At 63.9% G+C, this 26,004-nt stretch carries 22 protein-coding genes and 1 pseudogene; 8 read left to right on the top strand and 15 right to left on the bottom strand.

The genetic code is table 11. The annotated features are described in order from the left end of the window. Positions 1 to 94: 94 nt before the first annotated feature. The 5 genes and pseudogenes from XI06_RS42840 to XI06_RS42820 form a co-directional block, all read right to left on the bottom strand. Positions 95 to 412: an HPr family phosphocarrier protein gene (locus tag XI06_RS42840; protein WP_237859847.1), complete on the bottom strand. Its 318-nt coding sequence runs from the start codon at positions 410 to 412 to the stop codon at positions 95 to 97. Further along, a complete protein-coding gene (locus tag XI06_RS42835; RefSeq protein ID WP_007597752.1) occupies positions 409 to 810 on the bottom strand; it encodes a PTS sugar transporter subunit IIA in 402 nt (133 codons plus the stop codon). The genes XI06_RS42840 and XI06_RS42835 overlap by 4 nt, the downstream gene beginning before the upstream one ends. A 189-nt stretch (positions 811 to 999) precedes the next feature. Then, positions 1,000 to 1,467: pseudogene (locus XI06_RS42830) on the bottom strand (HPr kinase/phosphorylase). Between the two features lie 11 nt (positions 1,468 to 1,478). After that, positions 1,479 to 3,269, bottom strand: coding sequence for a sensor histidine kinase (locus XI06_RS42825; protein WP_271608034.1), 1,791 nt, complete (start codon positions 3,267 to 3,269; stop codon positions 1,479 to 1,481). Between the two features lie 112 nt (positions 3,270 to 3,381). Continuing rightward, a complete protein-coding gene (locus XI06_RS42820) occupies positions 3,382 to 4,083 on the bottom strand; it encodes a response regulator transcription factor (RefSeq protein WP_027535781.1) in 702 nt (233 codons plus the stop codon). A gap of 240 nt (positions 4,084 to 4,323) precedes the next feature. Here XI06_RS42820 and XI06_RS42815 point away from each other — a divergent pair, with 240 nt between their 5' ends. The 3 genes from XI06_RS42815 to XI06_RS42805 all read left to right on the top strand — a co-directional run bounded on the left by XI06_RS42815 (position 4,324) and on the right by XI06_RS42805 (position 9,638). Then, positions 4,324 to 5,070, top strand: a complete 747-nt coding sequence (locus XI06_RS42815) for a HugZ family pyridoxamine 5'-phosphate oxidase (protein ID WP_271608033.1) — start codon at positions 4,324 to 4,326, stop codon at positions 5,068 to 5,070. A 76-nt stretch (positions 5,071 to 5,146) separates the two neighbouring features. Beyond that, the gene (locus XI06_RS42810) at positions 5,147 to 7,741 is read left to right on the top strand and encodes a CHAT domain-containing protein (RefSeq protein ID WP_271608032.1); all 2,595 of its coding nucleotides are present in this window, start codon (positions 5,147 to 5,149) and stop codon (positions 7,739 to 7,741) included. A gap of 280 nt (positions 7,742 to 8,021) precedes the next feature. Beyond that, positions 8,022 to 9,638 carry a phosphoenolpyruvate carboxykinase gene (locus XI06_RS42805; protein ID WP_237890788.1) on the top strand — a complete coding sequence of 539 codons (1,617 nt, stop codon included), beginning with the start codon at positions 8,022 to 8,024 and terminating at the stop codon, positions 9,636 to 9,638. A 158-nt stretch (positions 9,639 to 9,796) separates the two neighbouring features. On the opposite strand, the gene XI06_RS42800 is transcribed toward XI06_RS42805, so the two are convergent. Together XI06_RS42800 and XI06_RS42795 are read right to left on the bottom strand one after the other, a co-directional pair. Next, positions 9,797 to 10,612: an acyl-CoA thioesterase gene (locus XI06_RS42800; protein ID WP_237859838.1), complete on the bottom strand. Its 816-nt coding sequence runs from the start codon at positions 10,610 to 10,612 to the stop codon at positions 9,797 to 9,799. A 95-nt stretch (positions 10,613 to 10,707) separates the two neighbouring features. Further along, entirely contained in the window at positions 10,708 to 13,233 is a 2,526-nt protein-coding gene (locus XI06_RS42795; protein WP_237859836.1) for a glycogen/starch/alpha-glucan phosphorylase, read from the bottom strand. A gap of 225 nt (positions 13,234 to 13,458) precedes the next feature. Between XI06_RS42795 and XI06_RS42790 the strand changes: the two genes are divergently transcribed. Next, positions 13,459 to 13,686 (top strand): hypothetical protein, encoded by a 228-nt coding sequence (locus tag XI06_RS42790; protein ID WP_237859834.1) that lies wholly within the window; start codon positions 13,459 to 13,461, stop codon positions 13,684 to 13,686. A gap of 75 nt (positions 13,687 to 13,761) precedes the next feature. Here the strand turns inward: XI06_RS42790 and XI06_RS42785 are convergent, their stop codons facing one another. Next, positions 13,762 to 13,914, bottom strand: coding sequence for an RNA polymerase sigma factor region1.1 domain-containing protein (locus XI06_RS42785; RefSeq protein WP_271608031.1), 153 nt, complete (start codon positions 13,912 to 13,914; stop codon positions 13,762 to 13,764). Between the two features lie 168 nt (positions 13,915 to 14,082). Between XI06_RS42785 and XI06_RS42780 the strand changes: the two genes are divergently transcribed. Then, positions 14,083 to 14,514 carry a hypothetical protein gene (locus XI06_RS42780; RefSeq protein WP_237859829.1) on the top strand — a complete coding sequence of 144 codons (432 nt, stop codon included), beginning with the start codon at positions 14,083 to 14,085 and terminating at the stop codon, positions 14,512 to 14,514. A 58-nt stretch (positions 14,515 to 14,572) separates the two neighbouring features. On the opposite strand, the gene XI06_RS42775 is transcribed toward XI06_RS42780, so the two are convergent. Beyond that, positions 14,573 to 15,352: a DUF2865 domain-containing protein gene (locus XI06_RS42775; protein ID WP_237861290.1), complete on the bottom strand. Its 780-nt coding sequence runs from the start codon at positions 15,350 to 15,352 to the stop codon at positions 14,573 to 14,575. A gap of 153 nt (positions 15,353 to 15,505) precedes the next feature. Next, positions 15,506 to 16,069 carry an orotate phosphoribosyltransferase gene (gene pyrE / locus XI06_RS42770; protein ID WP_237859827.1) on the bottom strand — a complete coding sequence of 188 codons (564 nt, stop codon included), beginning with the start codon at positions 16,067 to 16,069 and terminating at the stop codon, positions 15,506 to 15,508. Positions 16,070 to 16,268: 199 nt separating this feature from the next. Between pyrE and XI06_RS42765 the strand changes: the two genes are divergently transcribed. After that, positions 16,269 to 16,895: a glutathione S-transferase family protein gene (locus tag XI06_RS42765; protein ID WP_271608030.1), complete on the top strand. Its 627-nt coding sequence runs from the start codon at positions 16,269 to 16,271 to the stop codon at positions 16,893 to 16,895. 147 nt (positions 16,896 to 17,042) lie between these two features. Here the strand turns inward: XI06_RS42765 and XI06_RS42760 are convergent, their stop codons facing one another. From XI06_RS42760 to XI06_RS42745, 4 genes are all read right to left on the bottom strand, one after another. Then, positions 17,043 to 17,678, bottom strand: a complete 636-nt coding sequence (locus XI06_RS42760; protein WP_237890756.1) for a LysE family translocator — start codon at positions 17,676 to 17,678, stop codon at positions 17,043 to 17,045. 91 nt (positions 17,679 to 17,769) lie between these two features. After that, positions 17,770 to 18,309, bottom strand: a complete 540-nt coding sequence (locus tag XI06_RS42755) for an NADPH-dependent FMN reductase (protein WP_237859820.1) — start codon at positions 18,307 to 18,309, stop codon at positions 17,770 to 17,772. Positions 18,310 to 18,319: 10 nt separating this feature from the next. Continuing rightward, complete coding sequence (gene polA / locus XI06_RS42750) at positions 18,320 to 21,373, bottom strand: DNA polymerase I (protein ID WP_237890754.1); 3,054 nt, start codon at positions 21,371 to 21,373, stop codon at positions 18,320 to 18,322. Between the two features lie 81 nt (positions 21,374 to 21,454). Next, positions 21,455 to 22,297, bottom strand: coding sequence for a LysR family transcriptional regulator (locus XI06_RS42745; RefSeq protein ID WP_271608029.1), 843 nt, complete (start codon positions 22,295 to 22,297; stop codon positions 21,455 to 21,457). A 96-nt stretch (positions 22,298 to 22,393) separates the two neighbouring features. On the opposite strand from XI06_RS42745, the gene XI06_RS42740 reads away from it, so the two are divergent. Then, positions 22,394 to 23,365, top strand: coding sequence for a quinone oxidoreductase family protein (locus XI06_RS42740; RefSeq protein ID WP_271608028.1), 972 nt, complete (start codon positions 22,394 to 22,396; stop codon positions 23,363 to 23,365). Positions 23,366 to 23,371: 6 nt separating this feature from the next. Here the strand turns inward: XI06_RS42740 and XI06_RS42735 are convergent, their stop codons facing one another. After that, positions 23,372 to 24,439, bottom strand: coding sequence for an acyltransferase family protein (locus tag XI06_RS42735; RefSeq protein ID WP_271608027.1), 1,068 nt, complete (start codon positions 24,437 to 24,439; stop codon positions 23,372 to 23,374). Between the two features lie 194 nt (positions 24,440 to 24,633). Here XI06_RS42735 and XI06_RS42730 point away from each other — a divergent pair, with 194 nt between their 5' ends. After that, a complete protein-coding gene (locus tag XI06_RS42730; protein ID WP_271608026.1) occupies positions 24,634 to 25,950 on the top strand; it encodes a UDP-glucose dehydrogenase family protein in 1,317 nt (438 codons plus the stop codon). Positions 25,951 to 26,004: the final 54 nt, after the last annotated feature.

Raw genomic sequence — 26,004 nt, 5'->3', positions numbered from 1 at the left:
GGCTTTCGTCGTTCCGGGGCGTGCGAAGCGTGACCCGGAACCTCGAGAATCCGGGTTCGATGCTGCGCATCGCCCCGGAATGACGGATGGAGGGTTAAACCCCCTCTTCGTTGAACTTGCTTTCGACGAGCTCGGTGATCGCTTCAATCGCGGCTTCGGCATCAGTGCCGGCCGCCGCGACCGTGATCGTCGTGCCGGGTCCTGCAGCTAACATCATCAGGCCCATGATCGAGGTGCCGCCGACGGTCTCGCCGCCACGCGTCACCCACACCTGCGCGTTGAAACGCTCGACCGCCTGGACGAATTTCGCCGAGGCGCGGGCGTGCAGGCCGCGCTTGTTGATGATCAGGAGCTCCTTGGAGATCGCGCCTGCCGGCACGCCAGCCCCGGCTTGTGGCGCGTCGTCGCTCATTTGCCGGCGAGCACGCGACTGGCAATGGTGACGTATTTGCGGCCCGCTTCCTGAGCCATCGCGATCGCGTCCGGCAGCGGGCGCTCCTCGCGGACCTTGGCGAGCTTCACCAGCATGGGCAGGTTGATGCCCGCGAGCACTTCGACCTTGGGCCGGCTCATGCAGGAAATCGCAAGATTCGACGGCGTGCCGCCGAACATGTCGGTGAGGATCGCGACGCCATCGCCGGAATCGACGCGGTTAACCGCCTCGATGATGTCGCTTCGACAGAGATCGGAATCATCTTCAGCGCCGATCGTAATCGCTTCGATTTGCTTTTGTGGACCCATCACGTGCTCAAGCGCCGCCTTGAATTCGTCGGCAAGGCGCCCGTGGGTCACAAGTACTAGACCAATCATCGGAAAACTCCCGCGGGCGCTTTTGGTGCGCCGCACGAACGCGCCACTTTGACCATCCAGAGCCCCCGCGCAAGAGGGGATGTTGCGTATCTCCCTGAATCTAGACGGATGGATGAGGGGAGCTGCGCCGGTCTACTCGGTCGCGAGTGTGTGGCTCATATGGTTACCATTTCCCTTCAAACAATCGCCTCAGGCGTTAGCCGAAGGTTAACTCTTGGTAGTGGTCAAGGCCGCGACAACCAAGGGGAGGGGCGAATAGTCGCGGCCAACAGGGATTCGCGGTATTTCGACACCGAAAACCAGGGTTTTCAACGATTCCAGCGGCGGCAGGCGTTCGGCGTCGTCGGCGTCCAGATCGACCACGAGGCCGACCGTCGCACGCTCCACGAAGTCGCAGCGGCGGATCCCCAGCCCCCGAATCTCGATCAGGCCGGCGAGGACAGGCACGGGGCGCACCTCAATTTCATGGCCGACTGTCGCCAGATGGACACGGTCGTCGCCGACCAAAACGGCGCCTTCGAGCATCCCCGCGCGGCCCGCCATGATTAAATCGAAGGCAAGGCGCGATTTGCCGGCGCCCGACGGCCCGCGGATCAACACCGCCAGGGATCCGACCTTCACCGCGGATGCGTGAACGCTCGGCCGGCCGTCGTTCAACCTGCCTTGGCTCATAGCGCCGGCAGCCTCACCACGAAGCGCGCGCCGGCAACCGTCGGTGCGCCGTCTTCGTCAGTGGGGCCAGCGCGGTTCTCGGCCCAGATGCGCCCGCCATGGGCGTCGACGATCTGCTTGGAGATAGACAGGCCGAGACCGGAGTTCTGGCCAAAACCCTGATGAGGCCGGTCGGTATAGAAGCGCTCGAAGATGCGCTCCAGCGCGTCGTCGCGGATGCCGGGACCATCGTCGTCGACGACGATCTCGATCTCGCCGCGGACCCGGCGGCAGGTCAGGCGCACCTTGGCTCCGGCTTCCGAGAAGGATTGGGCGTTGGAGAGCAGGTTGGAAACCACCTGCCCGAGCCGCGAATCATGGCCCGTCACCGAGAACGTGTCGGTCGGACTGCGGCCCTCGAAGCGCGCCTCGACGGCGACGTCGTGGCCGAGCTTGGTTTCATTGGCGACCGCAACCAGCGTGCCGAGCAGCCGCTTGAGATCGACCGGGATCGCATCCTGCCGCTGCAATTCGGCATCGAGCCGGCTTGCGTCGGAGATGTCGGAGATCAGCCGGTCGAGCCGCTTGACGTCATGCTCGATCACCTCGAGCAGGCGGGCGCGGCTGTTCTCGTTGCGCGCCAGCGGCATGGTCTCGACCGCGGAGCGCAGCGAGGTCAGCGGGTTCTTCAGCTCGTGGGCGACGTCGGCGGCGAACATCTCGATCGCCTCGATCCGCTTGTAGAGCGCGTTGGTCATGTCGCGCAACGCGCCGGAGAGGTGGCCGATCTCGTCGCGGCGACGCGTGAAGTCGGGAATCTCGACGCGGGTCTTGATGCGGCGGCGGACGCGTTCGGCGCTGTCTGCGAGCCGGCGCACCGGGCCCGCGATCGTGCTTGCCAGCAGCAGCGACAGCATGATCATGACAGCTGCGGCGACGCCGCCGACCTTGAGGATCGCGAGGCGCTCGGCCGTGACCATCTGGTCGATCTCGTCGCCCTGGGTCGACAGCATCAGCGCGCCGTGAATCGCGCGTGAACGCTGCACGGGGACGGCAACCGAGACGATCACCTCGCCGCGCGAATTGACCCGCACCATCGAGCGCTTCTGGCCCTGTAGCGCATCGGCGACTTCGACATAGCCATTGCCGTTTTCGCGCCCGAGTTCGCGATAGAGCGGCAGGTCGCCGCGGTTCAGCCAGGTGCGCACCGCGGACTTGACGCGCTCGACCACGCCCGGCTTTTCCGACAGCGGCGGCAGCGGAATGCCCCGCACGATATCGAGATCACGGCTGTCGAGCAGCACGCTCCCGTTGGGATCGAAAATCCGCGCGCGGGTCTTGGTTGGCGAGATCAGCGTGCTCAGCACCGGCGCCACGCGCTCCGGATTGATCGGAAAATCCAGCGAATCATCCACTCCGCCGTAGCTCTCGCCCAGCTTCAGGTCGAGCAGCCGTTCCGGATCGACGGTGATCGCATTGGTCTGCACCGTTGCGGATGCGCCGATGGCGCCGGCAATGATCTCGGCCTGCACCAGGAGGCTCTGCGCGCGCGCGTCGATCAGGCCGGCGCGGAACTGCGACAGATACAGGATGCTCGCGACCAGCGCGACGAGGCCGGCAAGGTTGAGCGAGACGATGCGGCGAGTCAGGCTCGAGAACGACAGCGCGAAAAAGAACTGTCCGGCGCGCTTGAGCCAGTTCAGCGGCCCCCAGCCTCTTGCAACCGGCTTGTCCTCATGGTCCGAGGCGCCGTGGGATGCGATGTCCTCGGCGTTCGAACTCGAATCAGGCTGCGTTCGGTCAAGCAATGCTTACGCCCGCGTTAGGACAGCTCGTTGCGACGGTCCCGCATCCTAGAGCATGCCCGGTTCCGATGGAATCAGAACCGGGCTTGAGCTCTTTGTGAAGGCGCGTCGCGCCTCAGGCTTCCTTGAAGCGGTAGCCGACGCCGTAGAGCGTCTCGATCATCTCGAAATCGTTGTCGACCACCTTGAACTTCTTGCGCAGCCGCTTGATGTGGCTGTCGATGGTGCGGTCGTCGACATAGACCTGGTCGTCATAGGCCGCGTCCATCAGCGCGTTGCGGCTCTTGACCACGCCGGGCCGGGTCGCCAGCGCCTGGAGGATCAGGAATTCGGTGACCGTCAGGGTCACCGGCTCGTTCTTCCAGGTGCAGGTATGCCGTTCCGGATCCATGCGCAGCAGGCCGCGGTCGAGTGCCTTGGCATCGTTCTCCTTCGGTGCGACGGTCGGATCCTTCGGCGCCGAGCGCCGCAGCACGGCCTTGACGCGTTCCACCAGGAGGCGCTGCGAGAACGGTTTGCGGATGAAATCGTCCGCGCCCATCTTGAGGCCGAACAGCTCGTCGATCTCCTCGTCCTTGGAGGTCAGGAAGATCACCGGCAGGTCGGACTTTTGCCTGAGGCGGCGCAGCGTCTCCATGCCGTCCATGCGCGGCATCTTGATGTCGAGGATGGCGAGATCAGGCTGGGTGGTGCGGAAGCCGTCCAGCGCCGAGGCGCCGTCGGTATAAGTCATGATGCGATAGCCTTCGGCTTCCAGCGCGATCGAGACGGATGTGAGAATGTTGCGGTCGTCGTCGACCAAAGCGATTGTGGGCATGAGCCTCTGCTTTCTGCTTTCCGTTTGGGTCGTGGCTTAAAACGGCGAGCAATCCAGTGATGCGCCGCATACATGGGTGCCGAATTGGCGTTCGAACCTTGTCACCGAGCAATGCAAGCTGGGCTGAAGTGTGACCAAGTTCCACGAAACACGGCGGATTCGCCGCATATCGACCCATAACCGGGTTCGGGTTTACCCGAAAAAAGGCCCGCCTTGCAACCACCTGAGCCGAGAAAGCCCATGCAACCGACCCCCGATTTTGTTCCCCAAAAGCTCGCCAAATCGCTGCTCAGGCGCTCACGGCAGGGTGCGCTCGCAACCCTGATGGCTGGCAGCGGCGATCCCTATTGTTCCCTGGTCAATCTTGCCAGCCACCCCGACGGTTCGCCGATTCTGCTGATCTCGCGGCTGGCGGTCCACACCAGGAATATCCTCGCAGATAACCGGGTCTCCCTGATGCTGGACGAGCGCGCCCCGGGCGATCCGCTGGAAGGTGGCCGGATTATGCTGTCCGGCCGGGCCGAGCAGGCCGAGGGTGAGAGGGATTTGCTCCAGCGGCGGTATCTCAATGCTCATCCTTCGGCGGAAGCCTTTGTTTCATTTAATGATTTTTCGTTCTTCCGGATCATCCCTTCGGGAACCCATCTGGTCGCCGGTTTCGGCCGGATTGTCGATCTCAAGCCGGAGCAGTTCCTCACGGACCTGGCCGGCGCCGACGACCTGCTGGCGGCGGAGGAGGGCGCTATCGAGCATATGAATGCCGACCACCGCGAGGCCATGGCCCTTTATGCAACGAAGCTGCTGGGTGCGGCTGAGGGCGATTGGCGCTGCACCGGCTGCGACCCCGAAGGCCTCGACATGCAGGACGGCCAGACCGTGCTGCGCCTCGATTTTCCGGAGCGGGTCACCACCGGTCAGGCGCTGCGCAAGATGCTGGTACGTCTGGTGGGCGAAGCGCGCGCCAAGGTGAACCAAAAAGCGGACTAGCTACGACACATTGAACGTCGCCTCCCATCGCTGCGACCCAAGATCGTGATCGGTCCGAGGTTGGCAGCGAGGGTTCATGGCACGTCGTCGTTTTGCATTGGTCGCTGGCCTTGCGCTTGCGATCACGGCATCTCATGCCACGCTCGGCCTCGCCCAGACGGGCGGCCTTGCCGCGCAGAGCGCGCGCATCAATGCGCTGAGAACCGCCGGCAAATATTCCGAAGCCTTGCCGCTGGCGCAGGCCATGGTGGCCGCGCTCGAGAAGACCAGCAACAACCGCGATCTCGCCGCCGCACTCAACAATCTCGCGCAGATCTATGCCGACCAGGGACACGACGATCAGGCCGAGCCGATCTACAAGCGCGCCATCGCGCTGATGGAGAAGGCGACGGGCCTCGACGGCGTCGAGATTGCGCCGGTGCTGAACAATCTCGCCGCGCTCGATCAGCGGCAGGGCCGCTTCGCGGATGCCGAGCCGCTGTTCAAGCGCGCGCTGGCCGTCCGCGAGAAGGCACTGTCGCGCGAGCATCCCGATGTCGGCCAGTCCCTCAACAATCTCGCCACGCTCTATGTGAAGCAGGAGCGCTTTGCGGAGGCCGAGCCGCTTTTCCAGCGGGGGCTCGCGATCTTTCAGAAGGTCGGCGGTCCCGAGCACCCCGCGGTCGCAACACTCTTGAACAACATCGGCCAGCTTGATCGCGACCTCGGCCGTGATGCAGAGGCCGAGGCCCCGATCAAGCGGTCGCTCGCGATCCGCGAGAAGGTGTTGGGAGCGGATCATCCCGATGTCGCGCGCTCTCTCAACAATCTCGCCGGACTTTACGAGCACGAGCAGCGCTATGCCGATGCCGAGCCGCTGTATCGCCGCGCGCTTGCCATCCGCGAGCGTGCACTTGGGCCCGATCATCCTGATGTCGCGACATCGACCAGCAATCTCGCTTATTTCCTCTACGTGTCCGGGCGAATTGCGGACGCGTTGCCGCTCGCGGAAAAAACCTTTGCGGGTGATCGCGCGCAGCTGCGTGTGGTGTTGCCGATCCTGTTTGCGGCGCGTCAGCAATCCCTGCTGCCTGATGACAAGGCCCTGGACAAGGCGCTCGCCGCGATCCAGCGTGGCACCCAATCTTCCGCAGCCTCGGCCGTGAACAAGCTTGCCGTAAGGCTCGCTGCGGGCACTGACCGGCTCGCCGAACTGGTGCGCAAGGACCAGGATCTCGCGGCTGAATCCGACGCGCTCGACAAGGCGATCATCGCGGCCGTGTCGAAGTCATCGGCGCAACGCGACGTCGCCTCCGAGCAGCGGAGTCGGGCGCGGATCGCGGCGATCGCAAGCGAGCGCACCGCGTTGCAGAAGACGCTCGCCGTCGAGTTTCCCCACTACGCCTCGCTCTCCAACCCGCTGCCTTTGACGGTAAAGGATGTGCAGTCTCTCCTGTCGGCCGACGAGGCGATGGTGCTCCATTCCGTCGTCGACAAGCGTAGCTATGTCATCGCCATCACGCGCGAGAGCGCGGACTGGAAAGAAATCCCGCTTGGCGCGGACGCGCTGGCGCAGAAGGTGACCGCGTTCCGCAGAGGTCTCGATGTCGGCAAGGCCCGCGATGGCTCCGGCAAATCAGGCCTCTTTGATCTCGCGCTCGCCAACGAGCTCTACGTCACGCTGCTCGGCCCGGTCGAGGCGCTGATCAAGGACAAACGCAGTCTGCTCACGGTGCCAACTGGCGCCCTGACCGCGCTGCCGTTTCACTTGCTCGTCACGGAGAGACCGCCGGCTGCGATTCCGGACACGCTTGAAGGCTATCGCAGTGCGGCCTGGCTGCTGCGGCGACAGGCCGTCTCGGTGCTGCCATCGGTCGTCAGCCTGAAGTCGCTGCGGGCCTTCGCGCGCAGGGACGAGGGCGTCAAGCCGATGACAGGCTTCGGCGACCCAGTTTTCAATCCCGCCGAGGGCGGCCCTTCCGACCGGCGCGCAGCAGCTGGAAAAGTCGCCGCGCGGAATATCGCTACATCAGCCTATACCGATTTCTGGCGCGGCGCAGGCGTTGATCGCGCGCGGCTCGCGCAGGCGCTGCCGCAGCTTCCCGACACCGCAGACGAATTGAATGCTGTAGCGAAAGACGTCGGCGCGGCTGATGCCGACATCCATCTCGGCCGCGATGCCAGTGAAGCGACGCTCAAGCGTGCACCGCTTGCTCAATACGGCATCATCTACTTTGCGACTCATGGCCTCGTTGCCGGCGATATCAAGGGTGTGGGCGAGCCGTCGCTTGCGCTCTCGATACCCGATCAGCCGTCCGAGCTCGACGACGGTCTGCTCACAGCGAGCGAGGTTGCGCAGCTCAAGCTAAATGCAGACTGGGTCGTGCTGTCGGCCTGCAACACGATCGCCGGCGACAAGCCTGGCGCCGAAGCGCTGTCCGGACTGGCGCGCGCCTTCTTCTATGCCGGCGCACGCGCGCTGTTGGTTTCGCATTGGGCAGTGGATTCAGAGGCTGCCACCCGCTTGACCACTTCGACTTTCGATTTGCTCAAAAACGAACCAGGAATCGGCAGAGCCGAAGCCCTTCGGCGCGCGATGTTAACGTATGCTGATGACACCTCGTCGCCCCGCAATGCGTATCCCGCAATGTGGGGGCCGTTCGCGCTCATCGGCGAAGGCGCGGTACGATAGAACGGCGCGCCATTGTGCGTCGCAAAACATTCGATAACGCCGAAAGCTGCATTTGGTTGCGCGATCATTGGTGATTTTCGATGGGCGCGTTCAGAGCTGACATGCGCGACGTTTGGCGCGGTCCTTGAATAAACCAAAACCTACGGGATCAGCTTGGCAACGCCAGCGTTCATCAGTATTAGGTCATCCAGCCGAGGCCAACCGGCCTGTAATTCACGGTGACTGCGATGGCGCCAAAGCTTGGTCGCGCTTGATGTCGCGGGTTCTAGGAGGATTCTTCGTGCAAGAGACGGGCGTGCGAAACGGTGCCTTCGGCGCCGACAAATTCGGCTTAAAGAATCTCAAGCAGGTTCACTGGAATCTCGGCGCGCCGCAACTCTATCAATACGCGCTCTCCGCGGGCGAGGCGGTGCTGTCCGCTGACGGTTCGCTCTGCGCTGATACCGGTGAGTTCACCGGTCGCAGCCCGAAGGACAAGTTCACGGTGCGTGACGCCACCACCGACAAGAAGATGTGGTGGGCCGGCAATCAGTCGATCACTGCTGAGCAGTTCGAGACGCTCTATAAGGACTTCCTCAAGCATACCGAAGGCAAGAGGCTGTTCGCGCAGGATCTCTATGGCGGCGCCGATCCGGCCTACCGCATCAAGACGCGTGTATTCACCGAGCTCGCCTGGCACTCGCTGTTCATCCGCACCCTGCTGATCCGCCCCGAGGCGATCGAGCTGTCGACCTTCGTGCCCGAACTTACCATCATCGACATGCCGAGCTTCCGCGCAGATCCCAAGCGCCATGGCTGCAGGTCGGAGAACGTCGTCGCGATCGACTTCGCCCGCAAGATCGTGCTGATCGGTGGCTCCTACTATGCCGGCGAGATGAAGAAGTCGGTCTTCACCACGCTGAACTATTACCTGCCCGAGCGCGGCGTGATGCCGATGCACTGCTCGGCGAACGTTGGCGCCAATGGCGACACCGCGATCTTCTTCGGACTGTCGGGGACGGGCAAGACCACGCTCTCGGCCGATCCGAACCGCACGCTGATCGGCGACGACGAGCACGGCTGGGGCCCGAACGGCGTCTTCAATTTCGAAGGCGGCTGCTACGCCAAGTGCATCAAGCTCTCGAAGGAAGCCGAGCCGGAGATCTACGCGGCGTCGACCCGCTTCGGCGCGGTGCTCGAGAACTGCGTGCTCGACGAAGACACCCGCGTGGTCGATTTCGACGACGGCTCCAAGACCGAGAACACGCGTTCGGCCTATCCGCTCGACTTCATCCCGAACGCGTCGCGCACCGGTCGCGCGCCGCAGCCGAAGAACGTAGTGATGCTCGCCGCCGACGCTTTCGGCGTGCTGCCGCCGATCGCAAAACTCTCGCCGGCGCAGGCGATGTATCACTTCCTCTCCGGCTACACCGCGAAGGTCGCCGGCACCGAGCGCGGCCTCGGCAACGAGCCGCAGCCGGAATTCTCGACCTGCTTCGGCTCGCCCTTCCTGCCGCTCGATCCATCCGTCTACGGCAACATGCTGCGTGATCTCATCGCCCAGCACAATGTCGACTGCTGGCTGGTCAACACCGGCTGGACCGGCGGCAAGTACGGCACCGGTTCGCGCATGCCGATCAAGGTGACGCGCGCGCTGCTCACCGCCGCGCTCGACGGCTCGCTTCGCAACCTCGAATTCCGCACCGACAAGTATTTCGGCTTCGCGGTCCCGACCGCGCTGCCGGGCGTGCCGAGCGAAATCCTCAACCCGGTCAACACCTGGAAGGACAAGGACGAGTTCGACAAGACCGCGCGCGCGCTGGTCGGCATGTTCCAGAAGAACTTTGCCAAGTTCGAAGCGCAGGTGGATGCAGAGGTGCGTGCGGCGGCTCCGGACGTGAAGCTCGCGGCGGAGTAAACGCTCTGTCTTCAATGCAAAAGGGCGGCCGCGAGGCCGCCCTTTTTTTTGTGGCACGATCTCTCCCCTCGTCATTGCGAGCGGAGCGAAGCAATCCAGGCTGTCTCCGCGGACAGACTCTGGATTGCTTCGCTGCGCTCGCAATGACGGGGAAGCAACTACGCCTTGAAATACGCAATCTGCGTCGTGGTCGCGAGCAGCCGTCCGTTCGGCGACCACAGCTCGGCGTTCTGGTCGGCGTAGCTCTTGTGCATGATTTTCGAGTCGGCCGTCGCCAGCACGCGCGTGACGTCCTCAGCCGCGAGCTCTTCGCTGTCCGTATGGAAATACGTCGTCAGCGACACCGTGCCGAACGGCACCAGCTCGCGCCGGACATGGAAGATGCGACCGAAGAAGGCGTCCGACATCGACGTCAGCGACAGCATGTCGAGCTTGCGCGGTTCGCGATCGCGGATCCAGATTTTCGAGTAGGTGCTGGCGAGCTCGGCCTGCGGCGGGCCGAGCCGCATCTCGCCCTCGACGAAGCGGAATTCGTACTGATTGGCCCAGGATGCCTGGATCTTCGGGAATGGCAGCGTCTGCTCGAACGGCTTTGCATCAGGGTATTGCGCGACCCTGTGCTCCCAGGACGGCCGGCGCTCGGCGAACACTGCGGTGGCGAGCGTTGCGACCTCGCCGCCGCCCTGCGACAGTTCGACGCTCCAGTGCTGGCTGGAGCGGTTGGCCTTCACCAGGCGGATATCGAGGTCGAACGGGCCTTTGGCAATCGGCGCGCAGTAGTTGACGGTCAGCGCCAGCGGATCGCCGGCGGCTTGCGGATGCTCGATCAGCGCGCGCAGGATGGTCGCGGCGGTGGCGCCGCCGAATGGACCGACGAAGGCCCAGTAGTCGTCGCTGGTGTGCCCCTGCCAGCTCGAGTCACCGGCGGTGATGCGGGTCGCGTCATCGAAAGGGTGTGGGAGCTTGGCGTGCATGGTGATGTCCGGCGTTCAATGACGAACGTCATATCACGTCCATCGCCGGCTTGCGCAATTACCTCAGACGTAGCCGCTTCCACGCCGCGGAAATATCAGCCGGTTGCGTCGCGCCGATCTTCGGCTGTCTGGAATGGCGGCGTGATCGGATTGACCGGCACGTTCCAGATCTCCTCGGCATATTCGCGGATGGTACGATCGGACGAGAACCAGGCCATGCGCGCGACATTGAGGATGGAGGCTCTCGTCCAGGCCGGCGCCACCTGCCAGCGCGCGTCGACAGCGCGCTGCGTCTCGTAATAGGAATCGAAATCGGCGCTGACCATGTAATGGTCGAGATAGCGCAGCGCATGCGCGATCGATTCGAAGCGGCCGGGATCGCCGGGCGAGAACTCGCCGGCGCCGATCGCGTTGATGGCGCGCTGCAGCTTCGGCGAATTGCGGATCACGTCCGAGGCGTCCAGCCCCTGCTTGCGACGGATCATGACGTCGCCGGCTTCCATGCCGAAGATCGCGATGTTCTCCACGCCGACCTGGTCGCGAATCTCGATATTGGCGCCGTCGAGCGTGCCGATGGTGATGGCGCCGTTGAGCGCCAGCTTCATGTTGCCGGTGCCGGAGGCTTCCATGCCGGCGGTGGAGATCTGTTCGGACAGGTCGGCCGCGGGAATGATCACTTCGGCGAGGCTGACATTATAGTCGGGCAGGAAGACGACCTTCAGCTTGCCGCCGATCGTGGAATCGTTGTTGACGACTTCGGCGACGTCGTTGATCAGCTTGATGATCAGTTTTGCGTAGCGGTAGCTTGCCGCCGCCTTGCCGGCAAAGATCTTCACCCGCGGCACCCAATTGCCGTTGGGATCGTCCTTGATCGACTGGTACAGCGCGACCGTCTCGATGATGTTCAGGAGCTGACGCTTGTATTCGTGGATGCGCTTAATCTGCACGTCGAACAAAGCGGTCGGGTCCACCTTGATGCCGAGCCGCTCGCCGATCAGGCGGGCCAGCGCCGTCTTGTTGTGGAGCTTGACGCTGCGGAATTTCTTCTGGAATTCGGCGTCGCTGGCGCGCGCCTCGATCAGCGAGAGCTGGGTCGGGTCGTCGAGCACGGCTTCGCCGCAGGTCTCGCGCAAGAGATCGGTCAGCCTCGGGTTCGCCAGCATCAGCCAGCGGCGGAAGGTGATGCCGTTGGTCTTGTTGGTGATGCGGCCGGGATAGAGATGGTTGAGATCGTGGAACACGGTCTCGCGCATCAGGTCCGAATGCATCGCCGAGACGCCGTTGATGCGGTGCGAGCCGACGAAGGCGAGCTGGCCCATGCGCACGCGGCGGCCGCTCCTCTCGTCGATCAGCGAGACCGAGGCACGGAAGTCGATGTCGCCGGGCGCGCGCGCTTCGGCAAGCGCGAGATGCTGCACGTTGATGCGGTAGATAATCTCGAGATGGCGCGGCAAGAGCCGCTCGAACAGCTCGACCGGCCAGGTCTCCAGCGCTTCGGGCAGCAGCGTGTGGTTGGTGTAGGACAGCGTCGCGACGGTGATCTTCCAGGCCTCGTCCCAGCGGAAATTATGGAGGTCGACGAGGATGCGCATCAGCTCGGTGACGGCAAGGCTCGGATGGGTGTCGTTGAGCTGCACTGCGACCTTGGCCGACAGGCTGCGCAGCTGGCCATCGGATGACAGGTGCCGCTTGATCAGATCCTGCAGCGAGGCCGAGACGAAGAAATATTCCTGCCGCAGCCGCAGCTCGCGGCCCGCCGGGCTCTCGTCGTTCGGATAGAGGAATTTGCAGATCGCCTCCGCGCGCGATTGCTCGGCGCTGGCGCTGACATAGTCGCCCATGTTGAAGGCATCGAGCTTGAGCGGATCGGGCGAGCGCGCCGACCACAGCCGCAGCGCATTGACGTGCTGGCCGCGCCAGCCGACGATCGGCGTGTCATAGGCTATCGCTTGCACGGTCTCGCCCGGATGCCAGATCGCGCGGTCGCGGCCCTTGTCGTCGACATGCTCGACGCCGCCGCCGAAATTGACGTCGTAGATCACTTCCGGCCGCTGCAATTCCCAGGGATTGCCGAAGCCGAGCCATTCGTCCGGATATTCCTGCTGCCAGCCTTGATTGATGATCTGGCGAAACAGACCGTAATCGTAGCGGATGCCGTAGCCGATCGCGGGGATCGACAGCGTCGCCATGCTCTCCATGAAGCAGGCGGCGAGACGGCCGAGGCCGCCATTGCCGAGCGCCGCATCCGGCTCGCATTTGCGCAGCTCGGGCAGCGAAACGCCGAGATCGCCGAGCGCGACCTCGAAGATCTTCAAGAGCCCCATGTTGTTGAGTGCGTCGGTGAAGAGACGGCCGATCAGGAATTCGAGCGAGAGATAATAGACGCGCTTGCGGCCCGCGTCGTAGCTGCGCTTCTCGGCCGAGAGCCAGCGGTGCACGATACGGTCGCGCAGCGCCAGTGCCGCGGCCTGGTACCAGTCGTGCCTGGTTGCCATGCCCGCGTCCTTGCCGATGGCAAGGCGCAGCTTCGCCAGGATCGCGCCCTTGATCTCCGCCAGCGCGAGCTCGTCGATGGGCTGACCGGGGGCTGGGAAACTTGACTGGAACGATTGATCTTGCAAGGCCGTCACTTCCTGGTCGACTGAAACACCACTAAACCCTACGCGTCTTGTAACTCTAAAGGTCTTGCCCCTGCACCGGAACCATCGCTGGCGCGGCAGTGCACTGCGCTGGCGTAAAATTATGCAAGGAACGGGCCGCTTTGGGAACCCGGACCAGCACGGAGAAACGCTGATTTGGTGCTACAGTGAGCGCAGATTCAGCCATCACTGTGGAGGAGACGCCTCATGAGACTGCTGATCGAAATCGCGGCCGCAGCGCTTCTCGTCATCTGCATCGCCAGTTCGAGCGCCGCCTTCGCCGCCGGCAAGCGCAGCGCTGATGGCCTCAGCTGCGGCTTCTCCCTCCCGCAAAACGCCACGCCTGCGCAGCGCTGCGCCGCCATCAAGCGCCAATGCGGCGGCAAGTTTTACGCCAGCGCGTGCGGGGACAGGTTGATGTCGGCGGCGAATTGAGGCGAGCTGGGGCGAAGCGAACTGCCGCCCATCGTCGTCCTGGCGAACCCTATGACGGGTCACTTTCGACGAGGTCTATTCTTCGTCGCTAGGCGCCTGCATGACCGCTTCGATGTCTTCGGGGGTCATGGTGGTTGTTGGCAACAAGTCGTTGAGTTGATCGAATGTGATGATACCCATCGGACGGCCTAGTTCGAGTGCCATTCGGATTGCATCCTGTCGTCTCACGTGTAGGTCCTCCAACAAGCTCTTCTACAAAGAGAAAAGACCTTCGACTTCGTATTGCCATTCCCTTGGAACAAATTAAGAACACTTTAGCAAGTCTTTGATATATCATTGTGATTCGGCGCATTGCCGACACAATATCTAGGGTCTGACAGCCGTCGCGAGGACTACATGTCCACCATTGCCTTCGATCAGTTTGCACTCACCCGGATCGCCGATTTCGCGCGGTCGCTGTCGCGGCTGCACCAGGCGGCGCGGCGTCATGCGGTCGACGACGACCAGTTCGACCGCGAGTTCAACGCGGTGTGCCAGTCGATCTGGGGCTACACCATCGACGACATCAGCGACGATCTGTTCGCGCCCGAGGATCATCATTTCCTCGACACGCTGGACGAAGCCCATGCGCGCATCTTCGCAGCCGAGCAGGGCTATGACCTCGTCGGCGAGACCGGCATGCTGACCGATTGGTGGGGCTTCTGCTGGATGATTTTGGCCGAGAAGCGCGGCCTGCTGACGGCCGAAAATCGCGCCGCCGCGCGCGCTGCGATCGAGGAGAAATATCTGGCCGCGCCGAATGTGATCGGGGTGATCATCGGGCGGTAGTGCGACCACCGTCATCGCTTCGCTACGTTCGCAATGACGGTGTGGAAACAGTCGGGCCTTAATCCAGCCCCGCCCGCTTCGCCGATTTCGCCGTTGCCTTCGGCACGGCCGTCACGTCAGGCAGCGTCTCGCGTACGATCTCGGCGGCCGGGGCATCGGCCGCCACTGTCTCCGCGCGCACCGGCGCCACCTTCATCTCGCCGAGGCGAGCGCGAACCTGTGCGGTGAGGCCGGGATAGGACGCGACCGGAGTGAACTCCGCGGTCTGCTCCTGGCCGAGGCGGATGCCGGTATAGGCAACGAGACCATCGGTGGTGGCGATGACATCGCCGGCCTTCAGCGAACCGTCGAGCGTCAGATCGACCGGTGCCAGCCCGGCCGGCTCGCGGCCGTTGCAGGTGCAGTCCGCGCGCAGCGCCTTGCGGTAGGCGAAGGCGTTCTCGCTGTCGGCGTAGCGCTCGCCGGTCTGTGAATAAGCGCCGTCGATCGAGGAGCCGAAATACACTTTTGTCGCGGTGGCAGGGCAGAAGGCCTGACACATCTGCGCCGGCGAAGCGAGGCCGCGCATCAGCGGAAAATATTTGCCGTCGCAGCTACGCACGCAGAACGCAGGGCCGGAGCCGCCCGCCGCCGCCGTGCGTGTCGGTGGCACATATTGGGGCTGGCCTTGGGTCTGCTGACTGGCGAAGGGATCGACGAAGGAGCTCGCCTGCGGCGGCACGTCGCGCTGGGGCCGCTGCTGCTGTAGTCCGCCGAAGAAGAAGTCGAACAGGCCCTCGGCTGAAACCGGGGCGGGGGCTGCAAGCAGCGGGCCTGCGAGAATGGCGGCCACAAGCATCGCGCGACGCCGCCGGCGCGCATGGGACACAATGGTACGCAACGCTTACTCCACCCGACGCTACTGAACCGGCCGGGACCGTCAGGTCTCAGCACATGATTCACCATAAAGCGGGATGGTAAATGAGCGGTTGAGGGGGCGCGGCGCGGCCGCTTAGGCCTTCAGGAATTCCGACGCCTTGTACAGCGAGCGGAACGGCAGGCCGGCTGCGCCAAAGGTGTCGGTGGCGCCTTCCTCGCGGTCGACCATGGTCAGCACCAGCACGACTTCGGCACCGGTCTCGCGCACGGATTCCACGGCCTTCATGGCCGAGCCGCCTGTCGTGGTGACGTCCTCGACGATCACGACGCGCTTGCCGGCGAGCGTCTCGCCTTTGGGCAGGCCTTCGATCGCCAGCTTGGCGCCATGCTCCTTCGGCTTCTTGCGCACGAAGAAGGCCGCGATCGGGTGGCCCTTGATCCAGGAGATCTGCGCCAGCGCACCGGCGAGCGGCACCGCGCCCATCTCGAGCCCGCCGATGAAGTCGAGATTGTCGTCCTTCAGCGTCTCATAGGTGAGCTCGGCGAGCAGCGTCGCGCCCTCGGGGTCGAGCATGGTCGGCTTGAGGTTGAAATAGAAATCGCTCTTGCGGCCCGACGCGAGCGTCACCTCGCCCCGGCCGAAGGAGCGGCGGCGGATGATTTCGAACAGGCGGGCACGGGAGGCAGATTTCGACACGGTGGTCCCTCGAACAGCGTTTTTGAGAGGTGGCGGAATTTATCCGCGACCGCCACGACATTCCAGTGGGGGTGTCTACCGTCAACAGGGATCGGCCATCCCGCTCCGCCGGTTGTGGGGGTGCAAGCTCCTGGAGTAGGTGGATGCCCGATATCGCGGGCAAGAAACTGGGCAAGAAACCGGGTAAGGAAACAGGCAAATGACCATCGAGCTGCACACCTGGAACACGCCGAACGGCCGCAAAATCTCGGTCGCGCTGGAGGAAATGGGGCTGCCCTACAAGGTGGTTCCGGTGAACATCACCAAGGGCGAGCAGATGGCGCCCGGGTTCCTCAAACTGTCCCCCAACAACAAGATCCCCGCGATCCTCGACCCGGAGGGCCCGGACGGCAAGCCGGTCAGCATCTTCGAATCCGGCGCGATCCTGCTCTATCTCGGCGAAAAGACCGGCAAATTCCTGCCCAAATCGCTTGGCGAGCGCATTCCGGTCTACGAATGGCTGATGTGGCAGATGGGCGGCTTTGGCCCGATGCCCGGCCAGGTGCATCATTTCATTGCGCTCGAGAACGAGCAGGACCGCGCCTATGGGCTCAAGCGCTACATGGCGGAGACCCGCCGGCTTTACGGCGTGCTCGACCGTCGCCTCGATAGCCGCGAGTTCGTCGCCGGCAACCTCTCGGTCGCCGATTTCGCCATCCTCGGGTGGGCCTGGCGCCATCCCCGCCACAAGGTGAATCTGGCCGATTTCCCCAACGTCAAGCGCTGGTACGAGACGCTGATGGCGCGTCCGGCCGTGAAGCGGGGGATGGAGGCGAAGCTGGATTGAGGCTTCTTCTCCCTCTCCCCGTTGTTACGGGGAGAGGGTTGGGGTGTGGGGGCCTGTCTCCGCAGATGAGATGCCCGTGAGACCTGTGCCCCCTCACCCGGATTGCTCCGCAATCCGACCTCTCCCGCAGGCGGGGAGAGGTGAAGATCACACCTTCTTCGCTTCCACGGCCATCCGCACGGCAAGGCCCGCCAACACGGTGCCCATCAGCCAGCGCTGGACCAGCATCCAGCTCGGCCGGCTCGCCAGGAACAGCGCGATCGATCCGGCCGTGAGCGCGATGATCGCATTGACGCTGACGCTGATCGCGATCTGGATCGCGCCCAGCGCCACCGACTGGGTCAGCACGCTGCCGGCCGTGGGGTCGATGAACTGTGGCAGCAGAGCGAGATACAGCATCGCGATCTTCGGATTGAGCAGATTGGTGACGAGCCCCATCGTGAACAATTTGGGCGGGCTGTCGATCGCGAGCTGCTTCACCTGGAACGGCGAGCGGCCGCCCGGCTTCACCGCCTGCCAGGCCAGCCAGAGCATGTAGCCGGCGCCGGCAAAGCGCAGCGCGTCATAGGCGAAGGGAATGGCGAGCAACAGCGCCGTAATGCCGAACGCCGCACACAGCATGTAGAACACGAAGCCCAGCGCAACGCCGCCGAGCGAGACGATGCCGGCCGCCGGTCCCTGCGTGATCGAGCGCGAGATCAGATAGATCATGTTCGGCCCAGGCGTGAGCACGAGACCGAGGCAGACGAGGGCGAAGCCGAGCAGAGCGGAGGTGTGGGGCATGGCTGAACCGGTGCGGGAGATGCAGCGGTTCTAATAGGCGCGGGACCGCGCGGCCATCGCGCAATTGCACGGAGGACAATTCGGTTCGGTTCTACGTCCCCGCCTGCGCGGTGCGGATAAACGCAGCGAAGCGCTCCACCGCCAAACGTAAAGGCTCCGCGAGGACAGGATCGGCGGCGATGCCATGTTCGTCCCAGGCGCCGCCCAGCAGCGGCAGGGTCACGCAGGCCTCCGTGGCGAGCCGCGCCGACATCGTCTCCAGCGTCAGCGTCAGGGCGGCCAGCGCGTGCGTTGCGCGCGGTGAGGTGTTGATCAGCGCGACGGGCTTGTCAGGGAATTCATGACTCCCCACCAGCCAGTCGAGCGCGTTCTTCAATACGCCCGCGACGCCGCGGGCATATTCGGGACTCGAGATCAGGAGCCCGTCGACGCGTCCGATCAGCTCCCGCATCGCGCCGACAGGCGCAGGCACATCGTCGCCATCGAGATCCGGATTGAAGAAAGGCAGGCCGGCAATTCCCTCGAACAGGATCACCTCGACGCCAGCAGGGGCAAGCTGCGCGGCTGCGCGCAACACGGCTGTATTGCTCGAACCGGCCCGCAGGCTTCCGGAGATGGCTGCGATCTTCATGGGATGGCCGTCAGTGCGCCTCGTCCCAGTTCTTCGCCGCGCGCGCGTCCACATGCAGCGGCACCGACAGCAGCACGGCCGGGAACGGCGCGTCCTGCATCACGTGCTGGACGACGGGAAGCGTCTTCTCGACCTCCGCGTCCGGCACCTCGAAGATCAATTCGTCATGCACCTGGAGCAGCATCTGCGCCGAAAGCTTCTTCTCGGCGAGCGCGTCCTCGACGCGCGTCATGGCGCGGCGAATGATGTCGGCGGCGGTGCCTTGAAGCCGGGCGTTGATCGCCGCGCGCTCATTGAAGGCGCGCACCGAGGCGTTGGACGCCTTGATATCAGGGTAGTGGCACTTGCGGCCGAACAGCGTGGTGACGTAGCCGTGGCTTCGGCAGAAGTCGCGCGTCTCGTCCATATAGGCGCGGATGCCGGGGAAGCGCTCAAAATACTTCTTGATGTAGGCCGAAGCCTCTTCGCGGGCGATGCCGAGCTGGTTGGCGAGGCCGAACGCGGAGATGCCGTAGATGATGCCGAAATTGATCGCCTTGGCGCGGCGGCGGATTTCGCTCGGCATGCCCTTGATCGGCACGCCAAACATTTCCGATGCGGTCATCGCGTGGATGTCGAGGCCGTCCTTGAATGCCTGCTTCAGCACCGGAATGTCGGCGATCTCTGCCAGCAGGCGCAATTCGATCTGCGAATAGTCGGCGGAGACCAGTTTGTGTCCGGGCGTCGCGATGAAGGCGCGGCGAATTTTTCGGCCGTCCTCGGTGCGCACCGGAATGTTCTGCAGGTTCGGCTCGTTCGACGACAGCCGGCCCGTGGTGGTCGCGGCCAGCGCGTAGGTCGTGTGCACGCGATGGGTCTGCGGATTGACATAGGTCGGCAGTGCATCGGTATAGGTCGATTTCAGCTTCGAGACCTGGCGCCACTCCAAGATCTTCCGCGGAAAATCATGGCCCTGCTCGGCGAGCTCGTCGAGCACCTGCGCCGTGGTCGACCACGCGCCGGTCTTGGTCTTGGTGCCACCTGGCAGGCCCATCTTGCCGAACAGGATGTCGCCGATCTGCTTGGGGCTGCCGACATTGACGGGCTCGCCGGCGATCTCCTGGATCTCGGCCTCGACGCGCGCGGCAGTCTGGGCAAAGTCGCCTGATAGACGCGACAGCACCTGGCGGTCGATCGAGATGCCGCGACGCTCCATGCGTGCGAGCACCGAGACCAGCGGCCGCTCCAGCGTTTCGTAAACCGTGTTCATGTGTTCTGCGACGAGGCGCGGCTTCAGCACGCGCCAGACCCGCAAGGCGATGTCGGCGCCCTCTGCCGACAGCGGCGCTGCCTTGTCGATCGGCACCTGATCGAAGGTGATCTTGCTCTTGCCGCTGCCGAGCAGCTCGCTCTCCTTCAGCATGGCGTGGCCGAACCAGCGCTCGGACAGCGATTCCAGCGCGTGCGAGCCGCGGCCGGCATCGAGAACATAGGAGATCAACTGCGCATCGTCGGCGTTGCGCAGGGTGATGCCGTGCTGCGCCAGCATCACGGCGGCGAATTTGACGTCGAAGCCGATCTTGATGATGCCGGCTGATTCAAGCACCGGTCGCAGCGCCTCGATTGCATCGGTGTGCTTGACCTGATCCGGCGCGAGGCCGGCGTCGAACAGTCCGGCGCCGCCGCCGGACTGCTTGTGTGCCAACGCCACATAGCAGGCCTCGTTCGGTGCCAGCGCCAGTGCTACGCCGCAGAGATCGGCCTGCATGGGATCGATCGAATTGGCCTTGATCTCGATCGCGACATGGCCGGAATCATGGATGCGTGCGATGAAGGCGTTGAGCTCGGCCAGCGTCTTGATGGTCTGGTACTTGGCCCGGTCGACCGGGAGCTTGCGCAATGCCTCTTCGCGCGCGACCGCGAGCGAGATGGGCGCGCCCTTCAGGCTTGCCAATTTGTCGCCCTTGTCACCGCCCTTGACGGTGGCCGCGGGAGCGGCGAAGAGGTCGCCCGACGTCTCGGACGAAGCTGCTTTCGCGGCCGGGCCGCCGGCCTTGGCCGCGCTGCTGTTCGACGCGTCCGCATCGACGTTGCTCGGATCGATCTGCGAATAGTCGGCGACGCGGCGCGTCAGCGTCGTGAATTCCATGGCCTTCAGGAAGGCGATCAGCTTGCGCGCATCGGGCTCGTGGACGGCGAGGTCGTCGAGCGGCACCTCAAGGTCGACCTTGTCGTCGAGCAGGACGAGTTGGCGCGAGATCCGCGCCTTGTCGGCATTCTCGATCAGCGCTTCGCGGCGCTTCGGCTGCTTGATCTCGGTGGCGCGGAACAGGAGCTGTTCGAGATCGCCATATTCGACGATCAGCTGCGCCGCGGTCTTGATACCGATGCCGGGCACGCCGGGCACGTTGTCGGTGGAATCGCCGGCCAGCGCCTGAACTTCAACCACCTTCTCCGGCGGCACGCCGAATTTCTCGATCACTTCAGGGATGCCGATGCGACGATCCTTCATGGTGTCGTACATGACGATCTTGTCGTTCACGAGCTGCATCAGATCCTTGTCGGAGGACACGATGGTCGTGGTGGCGCCGCGTTCGCTCGCCTGCCGCGCATAAGTGGCGATCAGGTCGTCCGCCTCGAAGCCGCCTTGTTCCAGGCAGGGGAGGTCGAAGGCGCGCACGGCCTCGCGGATCAGGGCAAATTGCGGGATCAGATCGTCAGGCGCCGGCGGCCGGTGCGCCTTGTACTCGGGATAGATCTTGTTGCGGAAGGTGACTTCCGACTTGTCGAACACGATCGCCAGATGCGTCGGCCGGTTGTCGGCCGGCATGTCACGCAAAAGCTTCCACAGCATGTTGCAGAAGCCGAGCACGGCATTGACCTGCAAGCCGTCGGACTTGCGGTTCAGCGGCGGCAATGCGTGATAGGCGCGGAAGATGTAGCCGGAACCATCGACCAGGAAGATATGGTCGCCTTTGCCGGCCGCCTTGGCCGCGACCGGTTTGGCAGCAGCTGTCGCAGCAGTGGGCTTGGTGTCGGCTTTGGCGGAGGTCTTCGGGGATGTCGTTTGGGAGCTCTTGGGCATGGCCGCAATGTATGAATTTTTGCGGCAAAAGACAGCCTCGGCGGATCGCTATTTTGCCGACTCGCACAGCAAATCGTGGCCTCAGGCCAGGCAGTCCTCGATGAAACCTGCAACAGCGCGTATCGTGGGCGTGCGGCGCAGGTCGCGATGGACAACCAGCCAGACCTCGCGCCCGACGGGACGGCCGCCGACGTCATAACGTTCCAGCTGCGGATCGGCCTCGCCGAGGAATTTCGGCAAGGCTGCCAGACCCATTCCCGTCCTTGCGGCCGCCGCCTGGTTCTCCAGATCGCTGGTGCGAAGCACGATTTCGCGCGATGCCGCGAAGCGCATCAGCCATCGCTGCTGAGGCGCTTCGTCCATGCTGGAATCGTAGGCGACGAATGCGAAAGCATGCGGTGGCGTCGTCTTCAGATAGTCCGGCGAGCCATAGAGGGCGAACTCGAAATAGCCGATCTTGCGCGCGATCAGCCCTGGCTCCGTCGGACGCGACAGCCGAAGCGCGAGATCCGCCTCGCGACGGTTGAGCGAGGCCGTGCGCTTCTCGCCGATCAGCTTGATTCTGATGCCGGGATGCTGTTGTCGCAGCCGGATCAGCTTCGGCGCGATCAGGACGTTGGCCAGCGAAGGTGGCGCGCTGATCGTGATCTCGCCGCCGATCCCGGACTTCGAAGCCTGCACGGCGCGCTCAACCGCAAATGCCGTCTCGGCCATCGGAGCTCCGATCTTGGCGATGCGCTTGCCGTTCTCTGTGAGTTCATAGCTGCGCGGCCTGCGGTCAACGAGCTTGAGCGACAAGGATGCTTCCAGGGCAGCGACGCGGCGGGCCACGGTGACATGGTCGACGTTGAGGCTCCTCGCCGCGGCGGACAGGGTGCCCTCGCGTGCGAGTGCCAGGAAATGCTGCAGGTCGGTCCAGTCCATTTGTGCGAATTCTCACATCAAGATCTCAATCTTGGGCAGTTTCGCAGATTGTGGCGTCATTCCATAGTCCTTCCGTCATCGACAGGAGGACCCGATATGGCCGTGTTCGTGAGATTGAAGAGCCCCGGCGGCGTAGACCAGCTCGAGCTGGTGAGCGCAGACCTGCCGCCGCCAGGCCGCGGCGAAATCCGGTTGCAGCAGACCGCAATCGGTGTGAATTCCATCGACATTTATCAGCGCAAGGGTCTCTACGCGCTTCCACCCGAGCGCATTCCAGGCGTCGAGGCGGTGGGCGTCATTGCGGCGCTGGGGCCGGAAGTGACCGGTCTCGAGGTGGGCGACCGCATCGCCTATGCGGGTGCGCCGGTCGGCGCCTACGCGTCCGAGCGCAATTTGCCGGCCTGGCGCTGTGTGAAGCTTCCCGCCGGCATCGCGGACGAGGCGATCGCTGCGGCGTTCGTCAAGGGCATCACGGCGGACATGCTGCTCAATCGTGTTTTCGCGGTTGGCGGCGGCACGACAATTCTCGTCCATAGCGCCGCAGGAGGGCTCGGACAGCTTCTGACGCGCTGGGCCAGCGTAACAGGGGCGATCGTGATCGGGGCCGTCGGATCACAGGCCAAGGCCGAGATCGCCCGCGCTGCCGGTGCGTCTTATGTGATCATTGGGCGGGATGCCGATTTTGCCGCAGCCATCGCCGATGTCACCGCCGGGCGCGGCGTCGATGTCGCCTATGACGGCGTCGGCGGGACGACGCTGCAGAAGACGCTTGGCTGCGTGCGGCCCTTCGGCGTCGTGGCCAGTATTGGCCAGTCGGCCGGGCCGATCCCATCGGTCGATGTTCACGATCTCGGGCCGCGGCGGAGCCTGATGTTGGCGCGGCCGAGCGTCATGGCTCACATGAACGATGCCGATGGGTATCGCCGTTCTGCCGAGCGGGTGCTTGCCGCGATCACCGATGGTGTGCTGCAAGTGGGCGGCACAGCCTACAGCTTGCAGGACGCGGCGCGGGCTCAGGCCGACCTCGAGGCCGGGCGGACGACGGGCGCTTTGTATCTGCGCCCCTGAAGCGGTCTATTCCGCCGCCTGCAACACCGGTCCGACCTTCTTTGGCGCGATCCAGAATGCGTCGGGTCGCTCGAACAGGAAGTCGGCGTGCAGTCGCAGCGCGATCTGCCAGATCGCGAGCGATCCGAGCACGCCGACGATGGTGACGATCAGCGACATCGCGCCGATATCGGGAATGATGCTTGTGTGCAGCAGCAGCGTTCGCGTCGCCGCCATCGGCAGGAAGAAGGCGAGATAGATCACGATCGAATGCTCGCCGCAGAACCGCAGGAAATTGCACCATCCAGCGCGCGCCAGCAGCGTGCCTGATGTGATGATGGCGCAGGCGCCGGCGAAGCCGAGCAGGAGCGAGACGATCTTCCACTCGCTGGCGCCTGATGCGACGAGGCCGGCATTGACCAGCGCCCAGGTCGCGAGCGCCGCGAGTGCAAGCGCGGGATGGCTTCTTGCGCGGTCCGACAGTGCAAACACGTAGGGCGCGAACAGATAACCGGAATAGAAATAGACGAAGCGCGCGCAGAACTCGTCGATCGCGGTCCAGCCTGTCGTGATGCGGGCCGTCTCCAGCGCTGCTGCGACGATCCAGATCGCGGCCGAGGGGATTCGCCGTGTCAGTTTTGTGACAACGAAGAAGACCGGCAGCAGATAGATGAACCAGAGCGTGCCGAACGGCTCGATGAAAGATTCCAGATACAGCAGGCCGACGTCGCGCCAGCCGGTTTCGGCCGCGAAGGCAGGTGCCTTGAAGCCGAACTGGATTGTCACCCAGACGACATAAAAATAGGCGAAATGCACCACCTTGCGGTCGAGATAGGTTCGCCAGTCCCGATCGATCACCAGTGGCAGGAACAGACCAGATATCAGGAAGAAGTCCGGCATCCGGAATGGCTTTGCGAAGGCCACGAGCAGATGCATGAACCCGGGTTCACCGGCGGCGAGCTCGACCCCCAGCACCGAATGCATCATCACGACCATGATGATGCAGATACCCTTGGCGTAGTCGACCCAGTCGACACGCGCGGCGGGCGAGGCGCTAGGTCCCCGGCTCGCGGCTGATGTGCCTGGTGATGCCATGGTGTCCCTTTTCGAGGCGTATTCCGCCCGGTTCTGTGCGGGCGTGGGGCAGTGTGCAGCCCCGTGGCTTAGGATTTCTTTACTTCTACAATTCGCATGCCGGTTTTCGCGTCCGGACGGTTTCCTTCTGTCGAGAAAATGCTAAACCGCCCTATATCCGGGGTTTCGTTAACCAAGCCAGAGCAGGGATTTTCATGCGAATCGCGATGATCGGAACAGGCTATGTCGGACTGGTGTCTGGAGCCTGCTTTGCGGATTTCGGTCACGACGTCACCTGCGTCGACAAGGACGAGAAGAAGATCGCAGCGCTCCATCGCGGCGAGATCCCGATCTACGAGCCGGGGCTGGACGAGCTGGTCGCCAATAACGTCAAGGCCAAACGGCTGGGTTTTACCACCGATCTGTCCAAGCCCGTTGCGGATGCCGATGCCGTGTTCATCGCGGTCGGCACGCCCTCGCGCCGCGGCGACGGTCATGCCGATCTCTCCTATGTCTACGCCGCCGCAAAAGAGATCGCGCAGTCGCTCTCCGGCTTCACCGTCGTGGTGACGAAGTCGACCGTGCCTGTCGGCACCGGCGACGAGGTCGAGCGCATCATCCGCGAGACCAATCCGTCAGCTGATGTCGTCGTCGCATCCAATCCCGAATTCCTGCGCGAGGGCGCCGCGATCCGCGATTTCAAGTTTCCCGATCGCGTCGTCGTCGGCACCTCCGACGAGCGCGGCCGCAAGGTGATGGGCGACATTTACCGACCGCTGTCGTTGAACCAGGCGCCGCTGATGTTCACCGCGCGCCGCACCGCCGAGATGATCAAATACGCGGCGAACGCGTTCCTCGCGACCAAGATCACCTTCATCAACGAGATCGCGGATCTTTCCGAGAAAGTTGGCGCCAATGTGCAGGAGGTCGCCCGAGGCATTGGCCTCGACAACCGCATCGGCACAAAATTCCTGCACGCCGGTCCCGGCTTCGGCGGCTCCTGCTTCCCCAAGGACACCAAGGCGCTGATCAAGATCGCGCAGGACTACGACGTCAACTTGCGCATCGTTGAATCCGTGCTCGCGGTCAACGAGAACCGCAAGCGCGCGATGGCACGCAAAGTGAGCCAGGCGCTCGGCGGCTCCTTGCGCGGCAAGACCATCGCGGTGCTCGGCCTGACTTTCAAGCCCGACACCGACGACATGCGCGATGCGCCGTCGATTCCGCTTGTCACCGGTCTGCTCGACATGGGCGCGAAGGTGAAGGCTTTCGATCCCGTCGGCATGGAGCAGGCCAAGGGCGAGCTGCCCAGCATCACCTATTGCGAAGATGCCTATTCCTGCGCGCAAGGTGCCGATGCGGTCGTCGTCGTCACCGAATGGACGCAGTTTCGCGGCCTCGATCTCGATCGGCTGAAGGCGACCATGGCCCAACCCGTCGTCATCGACCTCCGCAACATCTTCCGCCCCGAGGACATGGCTGCCGCCGGCTTCACCTATGAGAGCGTCGGCCGCCCGCCTGTGCAGGGTTGACCATTGACCACTGCGCATAATTCCGTCATGGCCGGGACGAGCCCTGGGCATGAC

This window comes from Bradyrhizobium sp. CCBAU 11434, assembly GCF_028128895.1.
Lineage (GTDB): Bacteria > Pseudomonadota > Alphaproteobacteria > Rhizobiales > Xanthobacteraceae > Bradyrhizobium > Bradyrhizobium zhengyangense.
Note: the sequence above shows the minus strand (reverse complement) of the source record. Positions and strands in the feature narration are given on the sequence as shown.